This is a genomic window from Paraburkholderia fungorum (assembly GCF_046027215.1).
In the GTDB taxonomy this organism is placed as follows: domain Bacteria; phylum Pseudomonadota; class Gammaproteobacteria; order Burkholderiales; family Burkholderiaceae; genus Paraburkholderia; species Paraburkholderia fungorum_D.
This window is the reverse complement of the sequence record NZ_JAQQEN010000001.1, coordinates 3,544,306-3,569,229: the sequence shown is the minus strand read 5'-3', so window position 1 is coordinate 3,569,229 and position 24,924 is coordinate 3,544,306. Positions and strand designations below refer to the sequence as shown.

At 57.4% G+C, this 24,924-nt stretch carries 18 protein-coding genes and 1 other RNA gene; 11 read left to right on the top strand and 8 right to left on the bottom strand.

The window, feature by feature from the left end; translation table 11 throughout:
- Positions 1-70 precede the first annotated feature (70 nt).
- The 5 genes from PQR27_RS15880 to PQR27_RS15860 all read left to right on the top strand — a co-directional run bounded on the left by PQR27_RS15880 (position 71) and on the right by PQR27_RS15860 (position 4,768).
- Positions 71-1,339: a nucleotidyltransferase domain-containing protein gene (locus PQR27_RS15880; RefSeq protein WP_408524542.1), complete on the top strand. Its 1,269-nt coding sequence runs from the start codon at positions 71-73 to the stop codon at positions 1,337-1,339.
- 11 nt (positions 1,340-1,350) lie between these two features.
- Positions 1,351-3,042, top strand: a complete 1,692-nt coding sequence (locus tag PQR27_RS15875; RefSeq protein WP_408524541.1) for a HesA/MoeB/ThiF family protein — start codon at positions 1,351-1,353, stop codon at positions 3,040-3,042.
- Positions 3,039-3,563 carry a Mov34/MPN/PAD-1 family protein gene (locus tag PQR27_RS15870; protein WP_408524540.1) on the top strand — a complete coding sequence of 175 codons (525 nt, stop codon included), beginning with the start codon at positions 3,039-3,041 and terminating at the stop codon, positions 3,561-3,563. The genes PQR27_RS15875 and PQR27_RS15870 overlap by 4 nt, the downstream gene beginning before the upstream one ends.
- A 14-nt stretch (positions 3,564-3,577) precedes the next feature.
- Complete coding sequence (locus PQR27_RS15865) at positions 3,578-4,135, top strand: 3'-5' exonuclease (protein WP_408524539.1); 558 nt, start codon at positions 3,578-3,580, stop codon at positions 4,133-4,135.
- Positions 4,136-4,231: 96 nt separating this feature from the next.
- Positions 4,232-4,768, top strand: a complete 537-nt coding sequence (locus PQR27_RS15860) for a hypothetical protein (protein WP_408524538.1) — start codon at positions 4,232-4,234, stop codon at positions 4,766-4,768.
- Positions 4,769-4,796: 28 nt separating this feature from the next.
- Here PQR27_RS15860 and PQR27_RS15855 read toward each other — a convergent pair whose 3' ends face one another.
- The 4 genes from PQR27_RS15855 to PQR27_RS15840 all read right to left on the bottom strand — a co-directional run bounded on the left by PQR27_RS15855 (position 4,797) and on the right by PQR27_RS15840 (position 8,147).
- Complete coding sequence (locus PQR27_RS15855; RefSeq protein ID WP_408524537.1) at positions 4,797-5,165, bottom strand: helix-turn-helix domain-containing protein; 369 nt, start codon at positions 5,163-5,165, stop codon at positions 4,797-4,799.
- 137 nt (positions 5,166-5,302) lie between these two features.
- Positions 5,303-6,151, bottom strand: a complete 849-nt coding sequence (locus PQR27_RS15850; protein ID WP_408524536.1) for a hypothetical protein — start codon at positions 6,149-6,151, stop codon at positions 5,303-5,305.
- Between the two features lie 201 nt (positions 6,152-6,352).
- Entirely contained in the window at positions 6,353-7,333 is a 981-nt protein-coding gene (locus tag PQR27_RS15845; RefSeq protein WP_408524535.1) for a toll/interleukin-1 receptor domain-containing protein, read from the bottom strand.
- Positions 7,334-7,460: 127 nt separating this feature from the next.
- Positions 7,461-8,147, bottom strand: a complete 687-nt coding sequence (locus PQR27_RS15840) for an ImmA/IrrE family metallo-endopeptidase (RefSeq protein WP_408524534.1) — start codon at positions 8,145-8,147, stop codon at positions 7,461-7,463.
- A gap of 471 nt (positions 8,148-8,618) precedes the next feature.
- On the opposite strand from PQR27_RS15840, the gene PQR27_RS15835 reads away from it, so the two are divergent.
- The 5 genes from PQR27_RS15835 (at position 8,619) to gmtX (ending at position 18,518) form a co-directional block, all read left to right on the top strand.
- The gene (locus PQR27_RS15835; RefSeq protein ID WP_408524533.1) at positions 8,619-11,912 is read left to right on the top strand and encodes a DEAD/DEAH box helicase; all 3,294 of its coding nucleotides are present in this window, start codon (positions 8,619-8,621) and stop codon (positions 11,910-11,912) included.
- Between the two features lie 572 nt (positions 11,913-12,484).
- On the top strand, positions 12,485-12,781 hold the full coding sequence (locus PQR27_RS15830) for a hypothetical protein (RefSeq protein WP_408524532.1): 297 nt from the start codon (positions 12,485-12,487) through the stop codon (positions 12,779-12,781).
- A gap of 680 nt (positions 12,782-13,461) precedes the next feature.
- On the top strand, positions 13,462-14,928 hold the full coding sequence (gmtY, locus tag PQR27_RS15825) for a gamma-mobile-trio recombinase GmtY (protein WP_408524531.1): 1,467 nt from the start codon (positions 13,462-13,464) through the stop codon (positions 14,926-14,928).
- A 6-nt stretch (positions 14,929-14,934) separates the two neighbouring features.
- Positions 14,935-17,826 carry a gamma-mobile-trio integrase GmtZ gene (gmtZ, locus tag PQR27_RS15820; RefSeq protein WP_408524530.1) on the top strand — a complete coding sequence of 964 codons (2,892 nt, stop codon included), beginning with the start codon at positions 14,935-14,937 and terminating at the stop codon, positions 17,824-17,826.
- A complete protein-coding gene (gmtX, locus tag PQR27_RS15815; protein ID WP_408524529.1) occupies positions 17,823-18,518 on the top strand; it encodes a gamma-mobile-trio protein GmtX in 696 nt (231 codons plus the stop codon). The genes gmtZ and gmtX overlap by 4 nt, the downstream gene beginning before the upstream one ends.
- 64 nt (positions 18,519-18,582) lie before the next feature.
- On the opposite strand, the gene ssrA is transcribed toward gmtX, so the two are convergent.
- The 4 genes from ssrA to ompA all read right to left on the bottom strand — a co-directional run bounded on the left by ssrA (position 18,583) and on the right by ompA (position 21,672).
- Positions 18,583-18,957: a transfer-messenger RNA gene (ssrA, locus tag PQR27_RS15810) on the bottom strand.
- A gap of 381 nt (positions 18,958-19,338) precedes the next feature.
- Positions 19,339-20,052 (bottom strand): HAD family hydrolase, encoded by a 714-nt coding sequence (locus PQR27_RS15805; protein WP_408524528.1) that lies wholly within the window; start codon positions 20,050-20,052, stop codon positions 19,339-19,341.
- Positions 20,053-20,087: 35 nt separating this feature from the next.
- Positions 20,088-20,786, bottom strand: a complete 699-nt coding sequence (gene ubiG / locus PQR27_RS15800; RefSeq protein ID WP_408524527.1) for a bifunctional 2-polyprenyl-6-hydroxyphenol methylase/3-demethylubiquinol 3-O-methyltransferase UbiG — start codon at positions 20,784-20,786, stop codon at positions 20,088-20,090.
- Between the two features lie 238 nt (positions 20,787-21,024).
- Positions 21,025-21,672 (bottom strand): outer membrane protein OmpA, encoded by a 648-nt coding sequence (gene ompA, locus PQR27_RS15795; protein WP_408524526.1) that lies wholly within the window; start codon positions 21,670-21,672, stop codon positions 21,025-21,027.
- Between the two features lie 498 nt (positions 21,673-22,170).
- Here ompA and gyrA point away from each other — a divergent pair, with 498 nt between their 5' ends.
- The gene (gene gyrA / locus PQR27_RS15790) at positions 22,171-24,807 is read left to right on the top strand and encodes a DNA gyrase subunit A (protein WP_408524525.1); all 2,637 of its coding nucleotides are present in this window, start codon (positions 22,171-22,173) and stop codon (positions 24,805-24,807) included.
- Positions 24,808-24,924 lie beyond the last annotated feature (117 nt).

Below are 24,924 nucleotides of genomic sequence, written 5' to 3'. Positions count from 1 at the left end.
GGGCGGTTCACTGACCAAAAACGCAATGCTCGTTGAGCAAGCTATCAAACGACGTAGTGGCGTAGCAGAGTTGACGAAGTCCATGGTTTTTGCAATGGATGAAATGTCGGGTGGTTTCTTTGATAGCGTTAGCCGCGCAGACTCAGTAACGAAAGTCAGGCGCACGTGGGAACCTTTCGCGCATGCTCTTAGCATCATCAATGACCACATTACTGTCCGCGAGGATGAAATCCATGCGGCTTCCGCTGCATATGACGAAATTGCCAATCGTTTGGTGAACGAGCTCGACTGGCCAAGAGATGCCATTAGCGTTCATGTGCAAGGCTCGGCAAGCACCAAAACGCTGATTCGCTCGCCAGACCGCTCGAAGTTCGACATTGACGCCATTTGCGAAGTCGACATCTCGAAGGTCCAGGCACGAGACCCTATGGCTTTCTTTGAGGCTATTGGCGCCGCGTTGGACGGGTTGGATGCAGAGCCCAAGAAGCGCTGCTGGAAAATTAACTTCAACGGCAAGCCTTTCTATGTCGAGTGCACGCCGTCCGTGCCGTTGGAGACAATTCCGCCTTCGCAACAAGCAACGTCGCACCTGAAGCTCGCAGAACCGGAATTTGCAAACACGGCACTGGCGGTCGTCGACACGCCGACGAAGAAGTGGAAGACCTCGAATCCGGCAGGAATTCGAAATTGGTTCGACCGTGTCGCCGCCCGAACCATCGTCAAGCGACTGATACTGGATTCGGTAACGAAGTCTGCGAGCGCGAACATCCAGCCCGTGGCCACCCAGAGCGTTGAGGTGGAGGAGACCCTCCGGGTCGCCATTCGTCTCTTCAAGCGTCATCGGGATATGCGCGTTTACCGGAACGAAATTGACGGGGAATTTCAGCCGATTTCCATCATCCTTGTGACACTGGTTACCACCTGCTTCGACGGTCTTGCAGACCTGATTGATGATGGGTCGCTACAAGCGTTTGCTCACCCGGTCGACGCGCTCATCGCAATAGCGGACCTTTTGCCCTTGATGATTCTCCACGACCCGGTTTTGGGTTATTACCTGCAGAATCCCACGGTGGTCGGCGAGAACTTTGCCGAACGCTGGAACGAGGATGACGGTGACCGCGCTCAGACCTTCGACGCTTGGTGTGGGCTTTTGCGCGCGGACTTGGAAAGAATCGCCGCTCTGACAGACCCGAAGGAGATTGAAACGGAAACCCGTGAAGTCTTCGGCTGCCATGCGGGTAATGGCCCCACCGGCACCAATGGTTCGGGCGGTTCCGGGCCTTTTATCTCAATTCCGCGCCCGCCCAAGCCTGCTCCCAGCACCCCGGGCCTGGCATAACGGCGTAATGCATGAGCGTCGAACTCGCGTCTATTTGTGATGAACTCGCGGAGGTTCTTCTTGAACCTCCAACTCGAGGCAATGACGGCTCAACCGCGTACCGGCTCGCGCTGTCGAATGTTCCAGCTTGGGGGCCAATTTCGACCGCCGAAGTGGTCTTTCAGAAAGGGTTTCCGGACCACGGCATCGCGCGCATTCGCCTTTCTTCAGATGCGGTGTTCCACGTCGCGCATGTTGAAGAGGGTGGATTCGTTTGCATCGACGGTGAGCCTGGTCCCGGGCGAGGGCTGACCTCACTTGAGCGTGTGCAAAGCCTTCTTATCAGTTTCCATGAGCAGTTCCTTGTCCCATGGGCAAACGGAGACCTCGACAACGACTTTGCGAAAGAGCCGCAGAACTATTGGCAAATGTATGTCGCTCGGAACGCGACAAAGGACGACGTAGCTCGAGAGCTCTGGACCGTCGACCCTGTCCCTCGGCGGGCGCAAGTTCGTGAAGGCATGCTCCTGGAGGGGGCTGGGCTTATCTTGGCGGGAATGGACGACAATCCATTCGTGCAACGGCTGATTAAATCGCTCGGGCGCAATGCGTCTCCGCACCGTCGCGTTCTTATCGCCGACATTCCCATCTCCCATTCTTTTGTGCCGGCGACGTGGCCGCGTACTATGGAAGCCTTGCGTCGCATATTGAAAGCAAGACTGAAGGTGCCAGACTTCCATCGATTTCACAACCAAAGCATTCGTCGAGAACGGACGCGAGAGCATCGAATAGCTCTATTTCGCTCTCACGACGGCGCGTTTGCCTTTGCGCTGCCTGGAGGCCCACCAACGTTACATCCAGCGGCTCGTCCGCATCGCGGACGCCGCACTCGGTCGCGCTTGGGAATCCAGCCGATGTTGGTCGAACGAGTTGACCCGGATTGGACCGTAGGACGTGACCAGTTTCCGCAGGTGCGCTCTCGACAAACCAGCCGTGTGGTTGTATTCGGTGCGGGAGCCCTCGGTAGCCCCGTTGTCGAGCAACTTGCAAAGGCGGGTATTGGCCGTATCACACTCGTCGATTACGACATCATGGAACCCGCAAACATTGGCCGCCATTTGCTTGGCTTCCAACACGTTAACCATCGAAAAGTCGCAGCCGTTGCCGACATCATCAACAAAAATCACCCTTCCTGTGTCGTCACTCCATTTCCCGGGACAGCTCAGAAATGGCTCCAGGCAAATTCACTGCATGACTATGACTTGGCTGTCGATTTGACCGGCGAGCCCACGGTGCAATGGTATCTGAACGAGGCCCGTCGCCAGTCGTCGTGCCCGCTCGTCGTCGGCTGGATGGAACCGTTCGTCGCCGCAGCGCACGTCTGCATGCTGACGTCCGATACGCTCTGGTTCCCGAACGCTACGCGGACGGACCGGCTCAAGTTGCTCGAAGCCATCGATTGGCCTAGTGATGTCATCCGACAGGTTCCTGGCTGCAGTAGTCGATTTCAAGCATACACGTCCGCTAATGCCGCATATGCGGTGGCTTTGGTGTCGGAGAATATTCTGCAGGTCATCGACGACGACGTGGAGAGCTCCAAAATTCTCAGCTGGGTGCGGGGGCGGCAGTTCCTGGATAGGCAGTGGCAAGGTTTGACGTATCGAGACTGGGCAGCGGACGCTGCAGAACATGTCGGAATTACGAAGGAGCGGCCGTTCGTATGAGTTGCCGCACCTTTTTTTCGCCAGACAAAGCGCGCTACGTGTTGTTCACCGAGAGCGTGCTTCAAAACATGTACAGCTACGCTCAGCGCCGGTGGAATCAGACGGAAGCAGGAGGCGAAATCTACTCGCCGAAGCCGTACTCCCCAAGTCTTCTGGCTGATGCCGTCACAGGCCCTCACCCGAAGGACCGGCGCGGCAGGCATGCTTACAATCCGGATGTCGCATCCGCAACGCGCGCGCGGAACGCGGTGTACGAGCGCGGCCGACATGCCATCGGTTTGTGGCATACACATCCAGAGCCGCAGCCCAGCCCATCAGGGCGTGATAGAGCTACAACGGAAGATTACCTTGATGCCTTTGGCGATGACCGCGAGCGATACCTGATGGTCATCGTCGGGAATCATGGGGAGACACCGGCCATGACGGTCTGGTCGGCGGAGAAAGGTGGGGGTTGGCAGTGCTGGTTCGAATTCCGCGGGCAGCCGAGTGATTTGCCCGTTACAACCATCCCAATGCGATAAAGGCGGAGATTTCGATGGAAGTCCGGAACGAGGTTTTTGTATCGGTCGACGTTGAAACGTCTGGCCCTATCCCCGGCGAATACAGCATGCTCTCCATCGGCGCGTGCTTGGTCGATGCACCGGAGACGAGTTTCGAGTGCACATTGAAGCCGTTGAATCGGAACGCTGACCCCGATGCGCTGGCAGTGACCGGGTTTTCGCTCCAGCAGCTTGAGCAGAGTGGAACGGACCCTCGCCAAGCCATGACCGATTTCGATGCTTGGGTCAAAGCCGCCTGTAGCGAAGGAGACGTGCCAGTGTTCATCGGGTTGAACGCTCCGTTCGATTGGTCCTTCGTCAATTACTACTTCCACCGATTCAACGGCGAGAACCCATTCGGTTTCACGGCACTGGACATCAAGGCTTATTACATGGGAGTGATGGGCTGCTCCTGGAGGAACACGCGCTCGAGTGCGATGACAGGCCGGCTGCATCCGACGCAGAAAGGAAATCACACGGCGGTCCAAGATGCCGTGTACCAGGCCGAGCTGTTCCGTTTGACCCGAGAATACCGACAGAACCGCGATAGATGATTCGCCTGTAGTGCGACGGTGATTGGCGCCGCGCTGTGTTATCGATGGCTTTCCAGGCTATACGCTAGGGTCACCGAACGAACACGCGCAACGAACATGATTGAACTCAACGAAGAACTTATAGCTGCTCGCGAGCTCCGCACCGCCGGATACCACGAAGCGGCTCATAAGACGGTCTACGAGCGCTTTGGCGGCGCCGGTGACGCGGTAGTCTGGAAGAACAATAGCGGGAACCCGGAGGAGCGCGCCTGGTTGGGGCAATTTCGTCCTCGGACCTGTCCAGAGGCCATGCGCCGGGCCGCGGTGACGGCCGGAATTACCTTTCCGGACTTGCCGGCAAACTGGAGCTTCCTCTATGGCATGGCTGGCCTGGCAGCCGAGGAAATTTTGAATAGCGAGACGGACGAGCCCGGCGTGATTGCCGACGCGGTGCGATACAGAATCTCCAGCGACGAGGCGTCCGCAACCGACTTGGCTGCGATGGGTATTACTGCCATCGACGACTACCAACTAAGTGACGAAGACGTCGAAGAGTCAGTGTGGATATTGCAGGAGGGCTGGCCGGCCGTGAAGCAGGAGGCCGAGCATCTCATTGAGGTCGCCGTTAGCGGACTGGTAAGCGATGAACGGTGAATAAACTCAACCCGCGCTGCGTGCGCCTTCAGTGCCAGAGAGCAAGCACTAACTGGGAACTGCCCGACTTGGTCAGGGGGGGCACTTTCGCGCCCATGATGATGTCGGTTGCAACGCCGGCAAGCGTGTACAGCCCGACGTTGTGGAGGCGGCCGCATTCTGACGGCTGGCATACCCACGAGGTGACGATGCGATAACCTTCTTTGCGCAGTTCGACCACTCGCGCCCGAGGGTCAATGACGTCGAGGTAACGCGTTGCCTCCAGTGTCGTAATCCCCGCGCACAGCCGCATGGCATCGAGCAAGCGCGCACACTGATGCTCGGCGGTGTTGTCCGGCCAGTTGGCGATGATGCGGTCGAAGGACTGGAAATTCTGCGGTTTGATGTGTTTTTGCATTCGATGCAGTGGGAGTTGTGACAGGACGTATTGTTCACCTGTCGGCTCGAAACACTGCTACCAAAATATCAAGCCAATTCAACCGCAAAAAATCCGGAGGAAATATGCCGGGAAAGGGGCCCAATTTGCGCAGTTTTTCACTGCTCGGTTGAATCTAGCTCTAACCCAAGTTCGGCGCCGGCGGCGCTGAGCGCGTCGTAAAGCACGATTGCCGCAGTCTCATCCGCGCACCCGCCCACGATTTCGAGAGCCTGAGCTAGCCGCTGAGCGTCGGTTCGCGTGTCCGCCGTCGGCGCCGCACGGTTACGCGGAACACTTGCGCGGCTCAGTGCCAGATGTGCTGTGTTCTCAACGTCGGCTTGGTTCCTGCGCTTCGCTTCGACGAGCGCTTGAATACTTACGCGTTCGACAGCGGTCAGCACATCGTAGACTTGGCGTTCCAGGGTTTCTTCCCAAGCGCGTGCGACGACCGCCGTAATGACCCGGATGGGAATTTCGTCACAAGCCTCGCAGATGGCGTGGGCGAGCCGGATAATCAGCGTTCGACGCTGCGTCATCGGCAAGCGGCCTGCAGTTCGGGGCGGCACAATCGACGGCATCGTCTGGAGCGTCCGCAGCGGCTCCTGGAAACCGTGCGTCCGGGCACCCGGAGCAAGCCAGGAAGGGCGCGCCGCAGTCAGCTTGGTTGCCAGGTCTGTGGCGCTCTTCATGATGCCGTTGACTTCAGACCCGGTAGGTGCCAAGTCCGGTTCGCCTTCCTCGATGCAGTCGACAATCGCGCGGGCAATCTGGGAAATCACCGTGACCTGCAAACTCGTGCCCTTCGCGAGCACCTTTTTCTTTTTGAAGAAGCCGCGGAAGTCCTTGTCGTCACGAAAGCTTCTGAACCAGTCCGACTGCGCGCGAGCCGCTTGGTCAAGGTTCAGGAAAGCGCTTGCCTGTTCATACATCAGGGCAAGATGCGAATTCGTGGTCAGAGTGGTCATGGGCAATGACAAGGGTAATTCACGCAAGTTGTAGGCATATTGTAGCTGCAGGCTATACGCCGCCCGAGCACGTAAAGGGATATTTCCGGGCGTGCAGGCGCGTTGTTGTTATCACGCGCGTGGCACTTCATCCGGCGCATCTCGCGAAGCGCTAGAATAAGCGGCGGCCGGAGCGCTATTGTCGCGGTCGGCCGCGGCGAATCACCGTTGTATCGGCTCGATAAGCATCGACCACAGATACTCAGCCGCCCCAGTGTCAGACAGCTTCTCGGAAACGCCCCTTGCCATGCTCATCATCGGCTTCAGATAAAGCGTCTGACTATCTTCGGTGAGCGTGAGCGCTTCGTTGTAGCTGTTCGCGTGCGAGGAAATCTGGTTCGAGTAGGTTATCTCGCGATTGCTGTGTCCGCCGAAAGCCCCGCCGTGCGTGACGCTACACTGCGACACGCCTTTCCCGTCCTTATAGATGCTCGCGGTGAACCGGCGCGCGTCGATGCGCGAAAAGCGGCCCTGGAACTGACCGTGCCGTTTCTCGAGCTCCTGGAGTGAACCTTCGAAAAAGCGGGCGATGAAGTCGAACGTCTCCGAGACGAACGTGTCCTTGTCGAGGTCGGAAAACTCCTGCTTGACGCGAAGATTGCTCGACCGCGGCAATTGCGTGGCCGCGGTAGGTGCGACGGCCGCGGGCCGAGGCACTGAGCTACTCGCTGACGATGTCGCGTCCACCTTCGGTGCTGCCGCCGAGGCTGTCGCAGCAACGGCCTTACGAATCGACTTCGCAATGTCGGCGAAAGCCTCGTCCTGGTTGGCCCAAGAGGTGACCGGCCGACCGTCCGTCGGGACTGCATTCAGTTTGCCGAACGGAGCACTGTGCCAGTCACATGCTCGCAGGATGACGGGGATGACGCGCGCCTCGCCGGCCTTGTGCCGCTCCAAGGCACGCGTCATTTCGGTCGCAAAGCAGTATTCGGACGCGATGAAGTTCGCGCTGACCAGAAGCAAGATGATGTCGGCCTTCTCGAGCTGCGCATCGATACTGTCGTCGAGGTCGTCCCCCGCGACGATGCGCCTGTCGTGCCATGCCGAAATCAGGCCCTCGCGCTTCATCAGCGACAGGTGGATTTCGAGCTGGTCGCGCAGCGACTCGTCGATGTGCGTGTACGAAAAGAAAACCGATGCCATGCAGTAGTCCAGCAAGAAATTCAGGTGGGTGTTGCAGGCGGCTATGCCGTTGTCACCATAGCATGGCGACTTGGCTTGAGTTAACGCGTGAAGGCGAACGGCCTACGTGTTGTTAGGCCGCACGTCATCAGTAGCTGACCAGGTCGAGCTCGTGGATGCGAATCGCCATTGCGGTCGGTGACATGCCGAACTCCTCAGCGAGCGACTTGAAGTGATTGCCGATACCAAATTTCCGCGCAGTCGCTACTGCGCGCGGAAACTCAAGCGACCCAGTTTTCGACCTTAGAAGGTCCTGCGAGCCGTTGCCGGCGATGGCGAATGCTACGCGGTCATCGAGGTGGAGCATGTCGGTGCTAAATCGCTGCTTGAACGCGCGGCGCAGTAGCCTCTCCGGCGCAAGCAAGCACGCGGCAAAGTAATTGGCCTCCCGTTCGCGGCGGTCGAGGACCGGCGCGTCACCGAGAAGGGGGCGGTCGCGATGAAGCGAGAGCCCAGGATGCAACACAATATGGCCGAGTTCGTGCGCTCCGGTAAAGCGCTGAACTTCGTAGGGCAGGTTTCCCGCAATACGAATCGTTGAGCGCGGAACGTCGACTAGGCCGGCTACTTGATATTGGGCGTTGCCGACACCGTGCACGCCGAGCGAGCCCGCGGTCACTTCGTACTCGATGTTATGCACCGAGGCCGCGTGGTCAGGACGGAAGAGCTGAAGCAGATGCGGAATGGTGCTGTGCGTGGTCCCCGCGCGCTGCCAGATTTCAAACTGGAAGCGTCGCACTTCAGCCGCAATGGAAAGCTTGTCGATGACGTGCATGTGGGAACCCCGAAAACGCATTTCGTTGTATAGCACCAGATGTGGTGCCTCACATGCAAATATATACAACTAATAGTGTATTTTGCAAGTTTTTAAGTGGAATCGCGCCCTAAATATTGGAACCACTTCTTCTCTTGCTTGCGCAAGCTGGAGTTGCTCATGAAGCGCTGGAAGGAAAATTATGTGCTCGGTTAGCCTTTGGCATGATACCGACCGTCAGCAGGAGACGACGAGCGCAAGGACAGGCGCTTTTACACGGCGGGAACCGGACGGCGTCAGATTCATTTTCCGCGTTCTCCCTGCAGCGAGTCGAGGTGGTTTGAAAAAAGGTAAATATAATGAGCCTCGAAAAATACTGTGAACTCGTATCTGCTGGTGAGAGTCGACTTGCACCCAGTACAGGGTGCAGTGCGGGGAGACGTTGATTTTTGGGTTTGACCGTCCGCTAAAAATATTCGAAAGGCATAGAAAATGAAGGTGCGGCTTCCGGGGGTTTTTGCGCTTCAAGAAAAAGTCGAGAAGAATTGGATTCGCCAGTTGGCGTGGCGGAGCGAGGAGGTAGAAGCAGAAGCAGTTCGCTTTGTCACGGACGGTGCCGAAGGATTTGAGGTTTCGTCCAGCGCGCTTCCGATACCCATTCGAATCCTTAAAAGCACGCCTCGCCAGCTACCAGCACAGGACGAAGCGGCAGTCCTCAGGTATCCACCAGTCGCTATTGAGCATGACGGACTGAACGCGACAGCAGGAACCTGGCTGCAACATCCCTCGTTACCTGCGGCGGGTGTGGCAGTGACCGACTCGAACGCGAGAGCTGCGACTGATTCCTGGCGTGGTGGATTCGCATTCGTGCAGGAGAACCGCTCAACGGGGACCATCGGCTTGCGTCCACCACAGGCGGGAGCACTTCATGCGATACACGCTCACTGGTCGGTGAGTAGCGATGTCGCATCGGTCGTCCTTCCCACCGGAACAGGAAAGACTGAGACCATGCTTGGTGTTTTGACGTCGGCCTGCTGTGAACGGGTCATTGTCGTCGTCCCGACAGATGCGCTACGCACTCAAATCGCGGACAAGTTCATGACGCTGGGCCTGTTGAAAGCGCCCGGCAGTTCCATCCTTTCGATGGCTGCTCATTATCCGGTCGTCGGCGTACTTGAGCACAACATTGCTAGCCTTGAGGTACTTTCGACGTTTTTCGAGGTATGCAATGTAATCGTTACGACTAGCCACATCGCAGGCAGCCTCGCGCCAGAGTTCCAGGCGCGTATCGCCGAATTGTGTACGCACCTGTTCATTGACGAAGCGCACCATGCCGAAGCTCCCACGTGGAAGCGGTTCAAAGCACAGTTCGCTGAACGTCGAGTGCTTCAGTTTACTGCGACACCGTTCCGTGATGATGACAAGCCCATTGACGGAACCATAATCTATCGCTATCCGCTCAGGCAAGCCCAACTTGACGGTTACTTCCGACCTATCATCTTCCGGTCGATTTTTGAGTTTAACGAGAGCAAAGCCGATAAGGCTATCGCTAAGGCGACTATAAAAGAGCTGGACAACGATACAACCGGGCTTCATGTCGCCATGGCGCGTGCACTGGACATTCCGCGCGCGAAGCAGGTCTTCGAGATTTACGAGTCCATCGGCCGGTACAACCCGCTTTTGCTTCACAGCAAACTCAAGCCAACCGAACGGCGCGATACTCTGAAAAAGTTGATGGCCGGTCAATCAAGGCTGGTGGTCTGTGTCGACATGCTCGGGGAGGGCTTCGACATGCCGGAGTTGAAGATTGCGGCGTTTCATGACACGCGAAAAAGCCTTCCGGTCACGCTCCAGCTCGCCGGCCGGTTCACTCGCGCCCGCGAAGATTTGGGGAACGCCACGTTCATAGCAAACGTCGCGAATCCAGGTGTACGCGAAGAGCTCGAAAAACTGTATAGCCAAGACCCTGACTGGAACGAATTGCTCCCGGATTTGAGTGACGCAGCGATAGACAAAGAAGTCGACGCACGGACCTTTCTCGCAGGGTTCGAACCGTTTGCTGGCGAAATTCCCCTTCAGGAAATCAGGCCGGCTACCAGCATGGTGATTTATCGAACGCGTTGCAGCGTCTGGACACCGAAAAATTTCCGAAAGGGTATCTCGGGTGTCACAGCCTCTGACAGGGTCCGACACACGGTCAACCGGAAAGAGAACATGCTGGTGGTTGTAGTGGGGACGGCCAAGCAGGTGCCTTGGACTGGTATTGAAGCAGTGCAGGATTGGGAGTGGGAGCTACTCGTTGCGATTTGGGACAAGGAAAAGGAGCTTCTATACATTCATGGTTCGTCCAAAAGCGGCGAATACCGGTCGATGGCCAAAGCGCTATGTGGCGAGGACGTGCAACTCATCCAAGACCCGGAACTATATCGCTGCTTTCACGGCGTCAAGCGTTTGCTGCTTACTAATCTAGGTATGACCGAACAATTCGGGCGTCAGGTTCGGTACATAGCACGCATGGGCGCAGATGTTGCGGCTCGCCTATCCGAATCATCCAAGAAAACTGCCCGGCAGGCGGTAGTGTCTGGAATAGGTTTCGAGGGTGGTGCTACGGCGACTATCGGAGCAACGAAACGTGGTCGGGTTTGGTCCTTCCAACGACTGCGGCTCGAGACTTTCGCGAAATGGTGCAAACACGTTGGAGCAAAGGTTGTTGACGAGACCATCGACCCCGAAGGTGTTCTCAAAGGAACACTTATCCCAAAGCTGGTAAAAGTGCGACCGGAGGTGATGCCCATTGCTGTCGAGTGGCCAGAATGCGTCTATCAAGAGCACGAGAGCGTATTTTCGGTCCAACTGGCAGGCGGCACGGCGACCGAATTCTGGTACCTCGGAATCGAGCTGGTAAGTCCGGCGGAGACCGGTGACATAGTGTTTCGAGTATTCGACGATTCATCAGAATTGGCCCTCCGTCTTGAGTTATTGCCGCTTAATGACGATGCCGTTTCGACCTATCGGTTCGTTCCGGTGTCCGGGCTCGATGGCACGCTAACAAAGCGCCAGAAAGCATGGGAGTTGTCCGAATTTTTCTTCGAAAATCCACCCTTGATTACGTTTGCAGACGGGTCCTATCTTGAAGGCAACATGCTTGTCGCGTTGCCGGACATCTACGCGCCGTATGACCGTGAGCGGATTGCCGCGTGGGACTGGTCTGCCGTCGACATAAAAAAGGAGGCTCAGGGTGCTACACGCGAGCCGGACTCCATACAGTTCAAAGTCATCGAGGACCTCAAGAAAGCCGGGGGTTATGACATCATCTATGACGACGACGGTTCGGGAGAGTCGGCAGACGTTGTTACCATTAAGGTTGCTGAAGATGATGCTCGGACAACCATCAACGTCGACTTTTACCACTGCAAGTATTCGCAAGAAGGTTCATCAGGAAGCCGGGTTGGTGACTTGTATGAGGTGTGCGGGCAAGCTCAGAAAAGCATAAGCTGGCTCCAAAATCAACTCCGTCGTACCGAGCTTTTCGTCCATTTGCTTCGGCGTGACCCGAAGGTCCGAAAGGGTGTAGAACTCTCGAGATACCAGCATGGTGACCGCGATACGCTCGCGGCTATCAGGAATCGGAGCCGAATGGCGGCATTGAAACTGCGAATTTTTATCGTGCAGCCCGGGCTGTCCCGCTCTAAAGCGACACCTGACCAGCTATCCCTCTTGAGCGTCACGGAAAACTTCTTGCTCGAGACCTACGGCGTCCCGTTCGGTGTCATCGGAAGCGCTTAGCGACTCTTTGCCGTATCGTCGTCTCGAGGACGAAGCGTACGGGCTGTCTGCTGTTATGGCCGCGGAAAGTAAAACAACATATACGGACCAGTCGCAAGTGAATTACGAGCTTTTTGAGAAGTATGAATCCGCAATCCGGGGCTACCAAGGGCCCTAAGGTGACCCGCAATCTCCATCTCTGCGAATGCATCAAAATGGCGACTTGGTGGTTTATTACGCGCCGTTCGAGTGGGTGAACCCGGCGGCGAAGCTGGTGCTCGTGGACGCTACTCCCTGGAAGGCGCAGGCTGACATTGCGTTGACCGAGGCAAACCGCGCACTGCTTGAGGGTGCTCCCGCCTTCGAGGTGCTACGCCGCGCCAATCTCGCGGCCGCCTTTGCCGGGGTGACGCGCCAACGCGTCGTTGCGCTCCTCGACCATATTGGCGTGCATCAGTGGTTGAGTCTGAGCTCCAGTGCAGACTTGTTCGGCGAAGCGGGCGACTTGTTGCAGGTGTCGTCGGTGCTTCAGTTTCCCGTGTTCAAAAACGGGGAGAACTTCAGGGGCCGGGTGGCATCCCGAAAGAGACCCGATGCTGCGCCTGCAAATGCGAAGCCACTTCGGCAAGCTGGCCAAAGCTATGCCAGACGCGGTCTTCAACCCGGTGGGAGCGGCCGCATCGAGAGGCGTCGAGTGGCTGACCAAGGAAGGATTCTTGAACAAGGAACGCGTGTTTCATGGTCTCCCGCATCCACGGAAAGAGGAACCGGACCGCACGGCGTATTTCCTGGGCGAGAAGGACCGCGTCGACCTAAACGAGAAAACGCACCCCGACAACATTGACGCGGCGCGTGACCACCTGCGAAACGCGGTGGCGGCGCTGAAATGATTTTGCGTCGCCGCCCCGCGGAGCGCCTGCGGTCGGTGCGGTGATGCCCAGAAAATTTTAAAGCCTGGCCGTGCGTATATCTGTAAAAAGCGCGTATGCAAATTACACATATATCACTAAAAATATATTGAGTAAATAATTGCTCTTTGTTCACTCATGAAAACGTTGGCTGAAAGCCGCAATCGCCCTGCTAGAAAGGGATTTCGGGTGCTGCTATTTAGATTGTGAATAACTACAGACTTGTGTTTGTGTTAACTATGAGACGCTAATTTTTTAACAGTATACCGTTAAATGCGATGCTGATTCGGCTTTGAAAAAGTTTGATAAATTTTTGTTTATCTGCTAATTTATTTCCAGGCGCAATGCCGAATTGAAACTGTTCTTGACCTGACCGTCGTCTCTTCGCTCCAACCGCGAGCAAACCTCTCTATATATGAGTAGATAGCGTTGAGAGGTTCGCGAAATGGGATTTAGCAAGATTTGTGGCGGCGAACAGAGGTCAGCGGCCCCTGGACGCGCTGTGTCACGGGCCTTCTGGCGCATCCTGAGGCGTTCCTGGTCGCTGCGCGAGACGACAGGCCGCCGTGAGAAGCTCAACTGTGCCACCGCTTTCGGCGGGCCAGCGGTCCTACTGGCCAGCCGCGTGACCCCCTTGCAAGCTGGCCCGTGCGGTGACGTCCGTGTTTGAGTCAACGGTCGCCCGAGGGCGCGTATTCACCGACGAGACTGGTATCTCGTACGTGATTCCAATCCTCCTGACCATGAACGGCCCGGTCGAGGTGCTAGTCGACTACCTGCTTGAACACTGGGATTCTCGCAGTCCGGCCTGGATGCTGAAGGTAATCCGCGCGGTCCGGTTGTTCTTGGATTACGTAGACGCCCACCCCGGCTACGGCGATGAGCAAGCCGTATTTGTAAACTTCCGGCAGCGTCTGCTCACAGGGTCTATCAGCGTCACGGGAGAGGACCCTAGCGGCCTATGGTGGACCGCCCGACGATTCGGCGAATCGGGTCGCATCATCAGCAACCTCACAGACTTCTTCACCTGGTGGGCAAACAAGTATCCCGGTAAGCGCAATCCAGCGGAAACTTGGAAGGGAAGTCGATACGACCGGCGATTGGCCGAAGCGGCTTACATATATCGGCGGAACTCTGCTTTCCTTGGGCACACCTGGTCCACAGTTCAGGAAACGAGTCGTGCTCCTGGTCAGAATAGCGGGACAGGATACCGGCACAGGACTCCGCGGGTGGAGCAGGAGGCGCCTCGCTCATTTCCTGAGAACCGGATTCTGGACCTTATCCTGAAAGGGTTCAAAGTCGGGCGGAGGTACAACTACCGCGACATGCTCATCACACTCCTGCTCAACGGAGCGGGCTTTCGTATGTCCGAACCGTTCCATCTCTATCTCTGGGACGTGATGGAGGACCCGAGCCACAAGGGTCAAGCGCTGGTACTCATCCACCACCCCACGTGGAGTGCGGCGCCTGTCGACCCAAGGTGGGTCGATGCAGCAGGTAGCCAGCGGAGAGGTAATCGCGCTGAGTACCTAGCTGAGCGGTTCGGACTTACACCGCGTGACTGGGACTTGTCCACCACGGCGGCTGGCTGGAAAGGAGGCATGCACGAAACGCAGTTTGGTGGCTACTACAAACAGGCGTACTGGTTTGTGCCTGAGTTTGGGGAACTCTTCTGGGATATCTGGCACCTGTACATCGAACAGGTCCAGCGTATTGCCCCGGCCTTGCGTAACCATCCTTATGCATTTATGAACACGGGCCGTGAGCCGAAGGGCGCCCCCTACAAAATTGGGAAGTTCGAAGAGTCTCACGCGGATGCGGTGCGTCGTATCGGGCTAATCCCGGCGATGCACTTAGGTACGCATGCTCACGGTCATCGCCATGCCTATGGAACACGACTTCGTAAGGCCGGAGTCAGCGAGGAGATGATTCGACGGTTCATGCACCACGTCGACCCCAGCAGTCAGAAGGTATACACCGCCGCTGACCGTGCAGAGTGCATTGAGCATCTGGCCAAAGCGGTTGACCGACTGAACACAATGAGTGCAGAACTCCGCAATCAAATCGTCAAAGTAAACCAAACGCTCTCCGGAAACCTGTCATCTCCTTCAACAATTCAGTATAACTAAGCGGATATGAGAAAAAAAAAGAAGCTTCCCTCATGGAACGCCGAGGCTAAGCAGGCTGCTGCATTGTTCGATGGTAACAAAGAAGCGCTGGCTGCCGAGTGTCAGAAAGACCGTGATTCTGGCATGTCGTATTCGCAAATTGCTGACAAGCTTAACCGTCAGGAAATCCGCACAAAGACTGGTCGCGAATGGGGTCAAGCTAACGTTAGCCTGTTGCTCAAAAATCCTAAGCCTCCTGCAGAGAAGCCGAAAGCCCAACCACCCGTGATGCGGAGAAGGCATCCCACGACGGGGAAAGGGCGACGGGCTGATAAGCAGTTAGGATGGGTTGCTGCGGAACATCCCGAACTTGAGAAGTGGCGTGTACTCGCCGTTGGGTGGCTCAAGGCGAAGGACCTCGGGCTCGGAAACGCACTGCAAGGAATAATCGCGTTCGTCGAATTCTTGGTCAAGTTCAAGCTGCCAGTAGAACCAGCTGAATTTTTCCTTTCGCGAACGAAAGTGCCCAGTCTGTTCGAGACAGCCCAGGGAAAAAAGCCCTCTCGAAACTCAGTGGCGCTTAACAACATGGTTCATTCCTTTCTGGAATGGGTATTAGTTCAGCCTGACTTTTGCGAGGAGAACGATTTCGGGCGCCTTGAGACTTCACCTGCATTTCGAAATCCGGTTTCCCGTCTGTCCGCAAGTGGACTGCTGAATCATGCCGAGAGCGTTCGCGCAACGTTGCCCTACGGCTATATCGAAGAACTTCGAGAGATGATTGCAGAGGGGCCGAACTTCTGTGACTGGATTTGGGCCCAAGGCGCCTTGGGTGTACCCTCCACGGATATGGTCAAAGGCTTGCATACCCATGTGGCTTCGGCTAAGAGAGACGGGGACGAATTCGAAAAAATTGGAACCACATGGTTTGAGGTCGATAAGAAGTTGATAGATGATTCCGACCCAGATTGCGTGTGGCGCAGTAGAGAGCGCTTTATCCAAGGGGGCAACTATAAGACAGAGACCATCTATGAGATGTGGAGCCCTGTGCGATGGGTCGCTCTATTGGTCAAGCTGCAACTTCCGTTGCGTACCTTTCAGGTGCGGATGCTGGACTCGGGTGAGGCAGACACCTGGCGTTGGCAAGGCGGTGAGTGGAAGCTGAACCAAGGTAGCCTCGCGCTCGGGTCTGAGTCACAGCCCTACGCAAATGGTGTCTTTTTGAGGCCGACCGCAATCGCGGATGGGGTTGCGAAGTTGCTGCTGCACGTCAACACGAACAAGACGGCAGACATTGGCAAGGAAGGCAATCAGAAGGGATACGACGTTCCCTGGATGGTGGATGGGCCGCGTCATCAGAACCCTTTCTATTGGTTCGAGAAGCTGCGCCGGTGGCAAGAAAAGTACAACCCGCTGAGCAAGCTGACCCGATGGAAGGACTTGGACAACCGTCACGTTGCTGTCAAATCTGAGGTGCAGCTAGCGGCCTACCCGGACACAGCATTTCTCTTCCGGACGCCAGAGACGACAGACCATCCGGATTTTCCTTTGACCGTTCAGGTTTTGGACCGTCCTTGGTTCTTGTGTTTGCAGCGGCTTGAGCAACGCCTTGAAGCTCGTGGAGAAACTCTACCAGGCGGAAAGCCTATACGCCTATTGCCTGCGCTCACGGTGCGCAAGCCGAATAACATAAGAACCTTGTTTCCTTTGCACAGTCTGCGAGTGTCCCTTATCACCGCTTTGGCAATTGACGGCGAGGTACCGCTTGCAATCTTGCAGAAGATTGCTGGTCATAGCCGTTTGGTCATGACGCTGTACTACACGAAACCCGGGGTGCAACAGGCGATGCGAGCCATTCAGGCAGGGGTCGAGCGCCTTAATGAGCTTGCAGGCGACACCATCGTCGATTGGCTTGCAAACGCCGAGTATGCCCAAATCGTTAGAAGCATCATCGCGAACAGTCCAACAAGCCTTGCCGCCGCAATTCCGGCAGAGGTTGAATTGCGTACACCCGCCGGTTGGATGGTGATGGTTGACGGATTGTGCCTTGTGGGAGGAAACACTTCAGAGGCGGAGGCGTCAGGTTGTCACAACGGCGGAGCGAACATTGGTTCCCCCACCGCTCCTCGGTATGCACCAACGCCGGGCGGTCCTCGCAACTGTCCGCGCTGCCGGTGGTTCATCACAATGCCGGCGTTCCTGCCGCAGCTTGCAGCTCGTTGGAACAACGTGATGTATCACTGCACTGAAGCGAAGCTGCAGGTGGTGATTGCCGAAAAGCGGTTCCGGGAACTGGATGACTACCGTGCCGAGTTGTTGCTCGACGACAAACCTTTCGACCAGCAGAAGCAACACATAGAGGCCCAACGACAACGCGAGCAAGCCATCACCAAGTTCGACAACCTTACGATGACTGTTGCGGCGGTCACGAAGTTGATTACACAGTGCCGTCTCGCGCTGAAAAACGGAGACGAAACTGCGCTTGTCGCCAACGGAGGCATCGCAGAATTCGAGTTTGCAATCGAGGAAGCTGACTCGGAGCTGCTGCAACTCTCTGGCGTCTGCGAAGGGTCCATTCTTTACCCTGACCTCGACCCAGGGAAGGCTGTGCTCCGCCAGAGCCAAATTCTGGATGCAGCACTCATGCGGGATGACATGAAACCGGCCTTCCTCCTGCTCACAGAAGAGGAGCAGAAGCTCGCCGGCAGTGCCGCGATGCGACATCTGGCCCAGCAAATGAATCCCGACAATCCTGGTCTGGGACGCTACGAGGTCATCTCTCTCATCGATGCAGGAGGCTCTTTGAGGGACCGATTGGGTTCGGCAGTGGACGAAGCGTTGAGATTCGTGAAGGGAGAAGAGTCGCCGCGACACGTCATTTCTTTTAAAGGTCGGCCCGAGACGGTGGTCGCCCCATGAAAGAGACTACCCACACGCATCCCAACACTGTTCTCGAAGCGATGTTGGCTTTAGGTGCGCACCCGACAAAGCGTCGCAATCTGAACCTGATTCATCAGGTTTGCGAGGAGCGGCACAAACTAGGCAACCGAGACTTCACGCTTCGGTCCATAGGAGAGTTCGTCGAAGCCCGTGGTGGCTTGAAGGTCAAAGCGCTTTGGAACGAGACCTCTGAGGATTATCGAAAGCTCATTGAGGCTTGGGAGGCGTTCGCGGGCGACCCGCCAACATTTCGAAGGGTGGAGAAGCCTAATCCGGCAGACGCGCTGACGCGAACGATTGCTGACCCTGCCACGCGCATCATTGTGGAGAAGCTCGTCCGGGACAATAAAGCTCTGCGTGCTGAGGTGAATATTCTGAAGTCTCGAACCACCTTGACCATCGACCGGCGGCCCATTGCAGCCACGAAAACGGCACATGAGACGACGGCGAACGGGGTCACGGTAGAAATCCATACCGGCCCGTCGTTGAGCTTACTGGAGCGTGAAGCGCTTGAACACGCCGTGTCGAAGACGTTCTGGGATGACGAAGGGTGGGTAGAAGAAAAGCACGGCCGAATCGTGCGCTCGGCGGGCCCGAACGGGTTGTCACGCACCATCTTCAAGCCGGGTTTCGTGACAGCGATTCGTCGGATACTCGACGCCAAAAAATGAATATGAAGGCGCCTGCGGTCGAAAGTGAAAAGGCCCTGATGCGTTAGCAGCCAGGGCCTTAGATTGGTGGAGCTGGGGGGAATCGAACCCCCGTCCGTAAGACTTTGCCAACAAGTTCTACATGCGTAGCTGACTGATTTGAGTCTCGCCATTACCGTCGCCCAGCAGCAGGCTACGGTAACCGCCAGTCACTAAGTCTCATCCAGAACCGAGTGACCCAGTCCTGAACCAGCCAATGTAAATGACCGCTCTGTCTCTAGCCTTTCAGCCTTTAACCCGGACCATCGGCCTGCCGGTGAGCGGCTCGCCGCGATTAAGCAGCGAGAGCGTACGAGTTATCGTTTGCGCTTAAGTGTTTTCCAGACAGATTAACGAGCGAACTGGAGTGCTCGGCATGCCCTTCCTGACGCCATACCCACGTCGAAACCAGGTCAGCCCCGGAAACTTTAGTCTACCAGCATTCGCAGACCCGCTGGTCACTCGGCAGTGGTGCTGTAACGCGTCCGCTGCCTTTGATACATCTATGGATGTCCATGGAAACATCCATACTTCAGAATCGGCCCGAAACCCAGAGCGGGCGGCGTTGCTCTCTCAAGTATGGACATTTAGGGGGGCGGTCCATATGCAGTTACGTTTTTCCCATTGATTAACGAGGTGACGGGTCCTCGACATGCCCTAGCCGCTTCGCAACCCCTGTCGAAACCAGGTCGCCCCCGCGGTTCGTTGCCCAAAATGTCTGGGCCAACGGAGATTTTACAATAGTTTGACGGCCAAGTCTTTGCTGATTGCCTTGCGACGATCGGGGCGGCGCCTAGCGCACCTAGCCGACGTCGCGCAGCAGATTCTGCAGTTCAGCCGGCGACTGCACCACATGCTGGGCGTGCCATTGGGTCGGCGGGATATCGTTGCCGCAGTAGCCGTAGGCGGCGGCCACGGTCTTCATGCCGGCCGCGAAGCCTGCCTGAATGTCGCGCAGATCGTCGCCTACATAGATGATCCGTTCCGGCGGCAGATTCAGCTCGCGTGCCGCGTGCAGCAAGGGCGCGGGATGAGGCTTCGAATGCGGAGTCGTGTCGCCGCTCACCACGCAGCCGGCCCGCTCTTCGAGACCGAGTTGCGCGACCAGTGGCTCGGTCAGCCGGGCGACCTTATTGGTCACGATGCCCCAGCGCACGCCGCGCGCGTCGAGATCGTCGAGCAATTCGGGAATGCCGGGAAACAGGGTGGTTTCAATGCACAGATCCGCCTCGTAATTGGCGAGAAACTCCTCGCGCATCGACGTGAACTCGTGATTGTCGGGGCCGATGCCGAATGCCCCGCCGATCAGCCCGCGTGCGCCCGCGGATGCAAGCGGACGGAGGTCTTCGAGCGGCACCATCTCGAGGCCGCGATCGTGGCGCATTTTGTTGACGGCGGCGGCGAGGTCGGGCGCGGTGTCGGCCAGTGTGCCGTCGAGGTCGAACAGGACAGCCTGGCAAAGACTGAGCGAAGTGTCTTCGTCTTCGCGTTGGGGCAGGGGCGTGGGATCGCTCATTGATTGGAAAGGGAGTCGGGGCGGGTCGGTGCGAATCAGGCGTCGCGGCGGCAAGCGAGCATGTAGTTCACGCTGGTGTCGGCGGACAGTGTGAAATGCTTGCTGAGCGGGTTGTACACGATGCCTTTGATGTCGGCGGTGCGCAGGTCGGCGGCGCGCACGAAGCCCGCCAGTTCCGACGGACGAATGAAGCGGGCGTAGTCGTGCGTGCCCTTGGGCAGCATGCGCGCGATATATTCGGCGCCGATCACCGCGAACAGATACGACTTCACGTTGCGGTTCAGCGTGGAGAAGAACACCCAGCCGCCGGGCTTCACCAGCGTCTTGCACGCCTCGACGATAGCGGCCGGTTGCGGCACGTGCTCGAGCATCTCCATGCAGGTGACGATGTCGTACGTACCCGGTTCGCGGGCGGCGAGCGCCTCAGCCGCGATTTCTTCGTAATTAACGGTTACACCGCTTTCAAGACTGTGAAGATCGGCCACGCCGAGCGCCTGGCTCGAGAGGTCGATACCCTTCACATGCGCGCCCAATCCGGCCATCGACTCCGACAGAATGCCGCCGCCGCAACCGATATCCAGTACCTTTTTGCCGGCCAGACGCGCGTGCGAGTCGATCCAGCCAAGGCGAATCGGATTGAGTTCGTGCAGCGGTTTGAATTCGGCATTGGGGTCCCACCAACGATGCGCGAGGTCGCTAAATTTCTGCAGTTCGTGGGGATCGGCGTTGGTCATGGCGAAAGCTGCCTCGATGAGAGCGTTGAGCGGGCGCTCGAGGATAAACCCTGAGTATATAGGCCGAGGGACAGGTCGGCAAAAATGCCGGGTCGCAGTCAGGCCTCGTGCGCGTGCGCAATTGCCGATGCGTTACGCCGCGCACCCGAGAGGAGCGGTCTGCCGTGCGCGGCGCCAGGTTGACCGGCAAAAAAAAGCCCCGCCGAAGCGGGGCTTTGATACTGCGGTAACTTGTTGCTTACTGCTTCGAAGTACCGACAACTTCGACTTCCACGCGACGATCCGGTGCGAGGCAGGCGATGAGTTGCTTGCGGTTCTTCTGGTTGCAACCAGTCGTGACCGGGTTGCGCTTGCCTTTGCCTTCCGTATAGATACGGTTGGATTCGATGCCCTTGCTGACCAGGTATGCCTTCACAGCTTGAGCACGGCGCAGCGACAGGCGGTCGTTGTACTTGTCCGAACCGATACGGTCCGTATAACCCGTTGCGACGACGACTTCCAGGTTCAGCGCGCCGATCTTCGATGCCAGATCGTCCAGCTTTTCCTTGCCAGCCGGCTTCAGGATAGCCTTGTCAAAGTCGAACAGGGTGTCAGCTTGATACGTAATCTTTTGGCTCGTGATAACCGGTGCAGGTGCAACCGGAGCCGGCGGGGTCGGAGCCTGGGCAACCAGGGCGCCATCGCACTTAGCGTTGGCCGTTGCCGGCGTCCAGAATGCATCGCGCCAGCACAGCTCGTTCGTGCCGTTCATCCACACGTATTCGCCCGTACCATTCACCCAGTTGTCGTTCGTAGCTTGTCGCGACGCCGGCACCGACTGTGCCATGGCGGATGCAGCCATAACTGCGGTAGCTGCAATGAACGCGAGCTTTGAAAGTTTATTCATATTTCTCCTCTCGAAATTGAGATTACCGCAGGTTTACTGCGAGCCTGTTGACGAAGACAAGTCATACATTGCTCGAAGTATAACATCGGTGCAAACCAAAAAACGTGCTGTGTAGACTTCGAGCAGTGTCTAACTCTTTGTGCGTTGGCATTTTGCCATATCGTTCCCTTCCAACGATAAAAAAATCTGCCCCCGATCAAATCGCCCTCCAATTGTGGTGCATGCGCAACAGAAGCAATCCGCTGGAGGCTCCGCCAGTCATGGCTGAGCGGCGAATTGTCCCACGCACGAATCGAGCCTGCCCCCAGTTCGATCGTGGGGCACTCAGGGGCGCTCAAGGGGCGTTCGTGGGCACCCTCTAATAGGTATACGTACCCTCGCCGGGGCCGGATGCGCGGCATGTTAGAATCGCGTGATGTATTGCGCCTGCAATGCTTACGCGAAGGTGCGGCGAAGTGAGATTAACGCCGTCGCCTTGGCACGTAAAAGATACGGATAATGGATCAATTCGCCAAAGAGACTCTGCCAATCTCCCTAGAGGAGGAAATGCGCCGTTCGTATCTCGATTACGCGATGAGCGTGATCGTAGGGCGTGCGCTTCCCGATGTTCGCGATGGCCTGAAGCCGGTGCACCGGCGCGTGCTGTACGCGATGCACGAACTGAATAACGACTGGAACCGGGCTTACAAGAAGTCGGCGCGTATTGTCGGCGACGTCATCGGTAAATATCACCCGCACGGCGACACGGCTGTTTACGACACCATCGTCCGGATGGCGCAGAACTTCTCGCTGCGCTACATGCTGGTAGACGGTCAGGGCAACTTCGGTTCGGTCGACGGCGACAATGCCGCGGCCATGCGTTACACCGAAATCCGCATGGCGAAGATTGGCCACGAACTGCTGGCCGACATCGACAAGGAAACGGTCGACTTCACGGCGAACTACGACGGCAGCGAAAACGAACCGGCCATCCTGCCGGCGCGCATTCCCAATCTGCTGATCAATGGTTCGTCGGGCATTGCGGTTGGCATGGCCACCAATATTCCGCCGCACAACCTCAATGAAGTTGTCGACGCGTGCCAGCATCTGCTGAAAAACCCGGAAGCCACGATCGACGAACTGATCGAGATCATCCCGGCGCCTGACTTCCCGACCGCCGGCATCATCTACGGCGTGGCCGGCGTGCGCGACGGCTACCGCACCGGCCGCGGCCGCGTGGTGATGCGTGCGCTCACGCACTTCGAGGAAATCGACCGCGGCCAGCGTATGTCGATCATTGTCGACGAACTGCCGTACCAGGTGAACAAGCGCTCACTTCTGGAGCGGATCGCAGAACTGGTCAACGAGAAGAAGCTCGAAGGCATTTCGGATATCCGCGACGAGTCCGACAAGAGCGGCATGCGCGTCGTGATCGAACTGAAACGCGGCGAAGTGCCCGAAGTCGTGCTCAACAATCTGTATAAGGCGACCCAGCTTCAGGACACCTTCGGCATGAACATGGTCGCGCTGGTCGACGGCCAGCCGAAGCTGCTGAACCTGAAGGAAATGCTGTCGTGCTTCCTGTCGCATCGCCGGGAAGTGCTGACGCGGCGCACTGTATACGAACTGCGTAAGGCCCGCGAGCGCGGTCACGTGCTCGAAGGTCTGGCGGTTGCGCTCGCCAATATCGACGAATTCATCGCGATCATCAAGGCCGCGCCTACCCCGCCGATCGCCAAGCAGGAATTGATGGCGCGTCCGTGGGATTCGTCGCTGGTGCGCGAAATGTTGTCGCGCGCCGAGGCGGAAAACGCGGCGGCAGGCGGTCGCGAAGCGTATCGTCCGGACGGCCTGAACCCGGCGTTCGGCATGCAGACCGACGGTCTCTACCGCTTGTCCGACACCCAGGCTCAGGAAATCTTGCAGATGCGTCTGCAACGCCTGACGGGTCTGGAGCAGGACAAGATCATCGGCGAGTACCGCGAAGTGATGGCGCAGATCGCCGACCTGCTGGACATTCTGGCTCGCCCGGAACGCATTACGGCGATCATCGTCGACGAACTGACGTCGATCAAAGCCGAATTCGGCGACGCACGCCGCTCGAAGATCGAGCTGAACGCGACCGAACTGAACACCGAAGACCTGATCACGCCGCAGGAAATGGTCGTGACCATGTCGCACGCGGGCTATGTGAAATCGCAGCCGTTGTCCGAATATAGCGCGCAGAAGCGGGGTGGTCGTGGCAAACAGGCCACCGCGATGAAAGAAGACGACTGGATCGACACGCTGTTCATCGCGAACACGCACGATCACATTCTGTGCTTTTCGAACCGTGGCCGCGTCTACAGCGTGAAGGTCTATGAAGTGCCGCAAGGTTCGCGGAACTCGCGCGGCCGCCCCATCGTCAATATCTTCCCGCTTCAGGAAGGCGAGAAGATCACGGTTGTCTTGCCGGTCAAGGAATTCTCGGCTGACAAATTCGTCTTTATGGGCACTGCGTTAGGAACCGTAAAAAAGACGCCGTTGGAAGCCTTCGGTCGCGTGTTGCGCAAAGGTATTATTGCGGTCGGTCTGGATGACGGCGACTACCTGATTGGCGCCGCCATTACAGATGGGCAGCACGATGTGATGTTGTTCTCGGATTCAGGCAAAGCGGTGCGCTTCGACGAAAACGATGTGCGTCCGATGGGTCGCGAGGCGCGCGGTGTGCGCGGCATGCAGCTTGAAGACGGCCAGAGCGTCATCGCGTTGCTGGTGGCCGGCGACGAGCAGCAGTCGGTGCTCACCGCAACTGAAAACGGCTACGGCAAGCGCACGCCGATCATCGAGTACACGCGTCACGGGCGCGGCACGAAGGGCATGATCGCGATCCAGACCTCGGAGCGTAACGGCAAGGTCGTCGCCGCCACGCTGGTGGATCAGGAAGCGCAGATCATGCTGATCACCAATACGGGCGTGCTGATTCGCACCCGCGTCTCGGAAATTCGAGAAATGGGGCGCGCAACCCAAGGTGTTACACTCATCAGCCTTGACGAAGGGACCAAGCTTTCAGGTCTGCAACAGGTGGCTGAGGCGGAAGCGGATGTCGATGTGGAAGGCGACGCCGAAGGTCCCGCCGAGGGTGACAACGGCGGTGAAGACGGTGGCGCTGCCTGATCCGCGTCTGCGGTTCTCAGTCTCAGTGATTGATTGAAAGCTGCGCAGGGACAAGCGGCGTGTCGGGCCGACACGCATCCCGCGCGGCTTGCAGTTCAAATTAATTTCTCTTTGGGA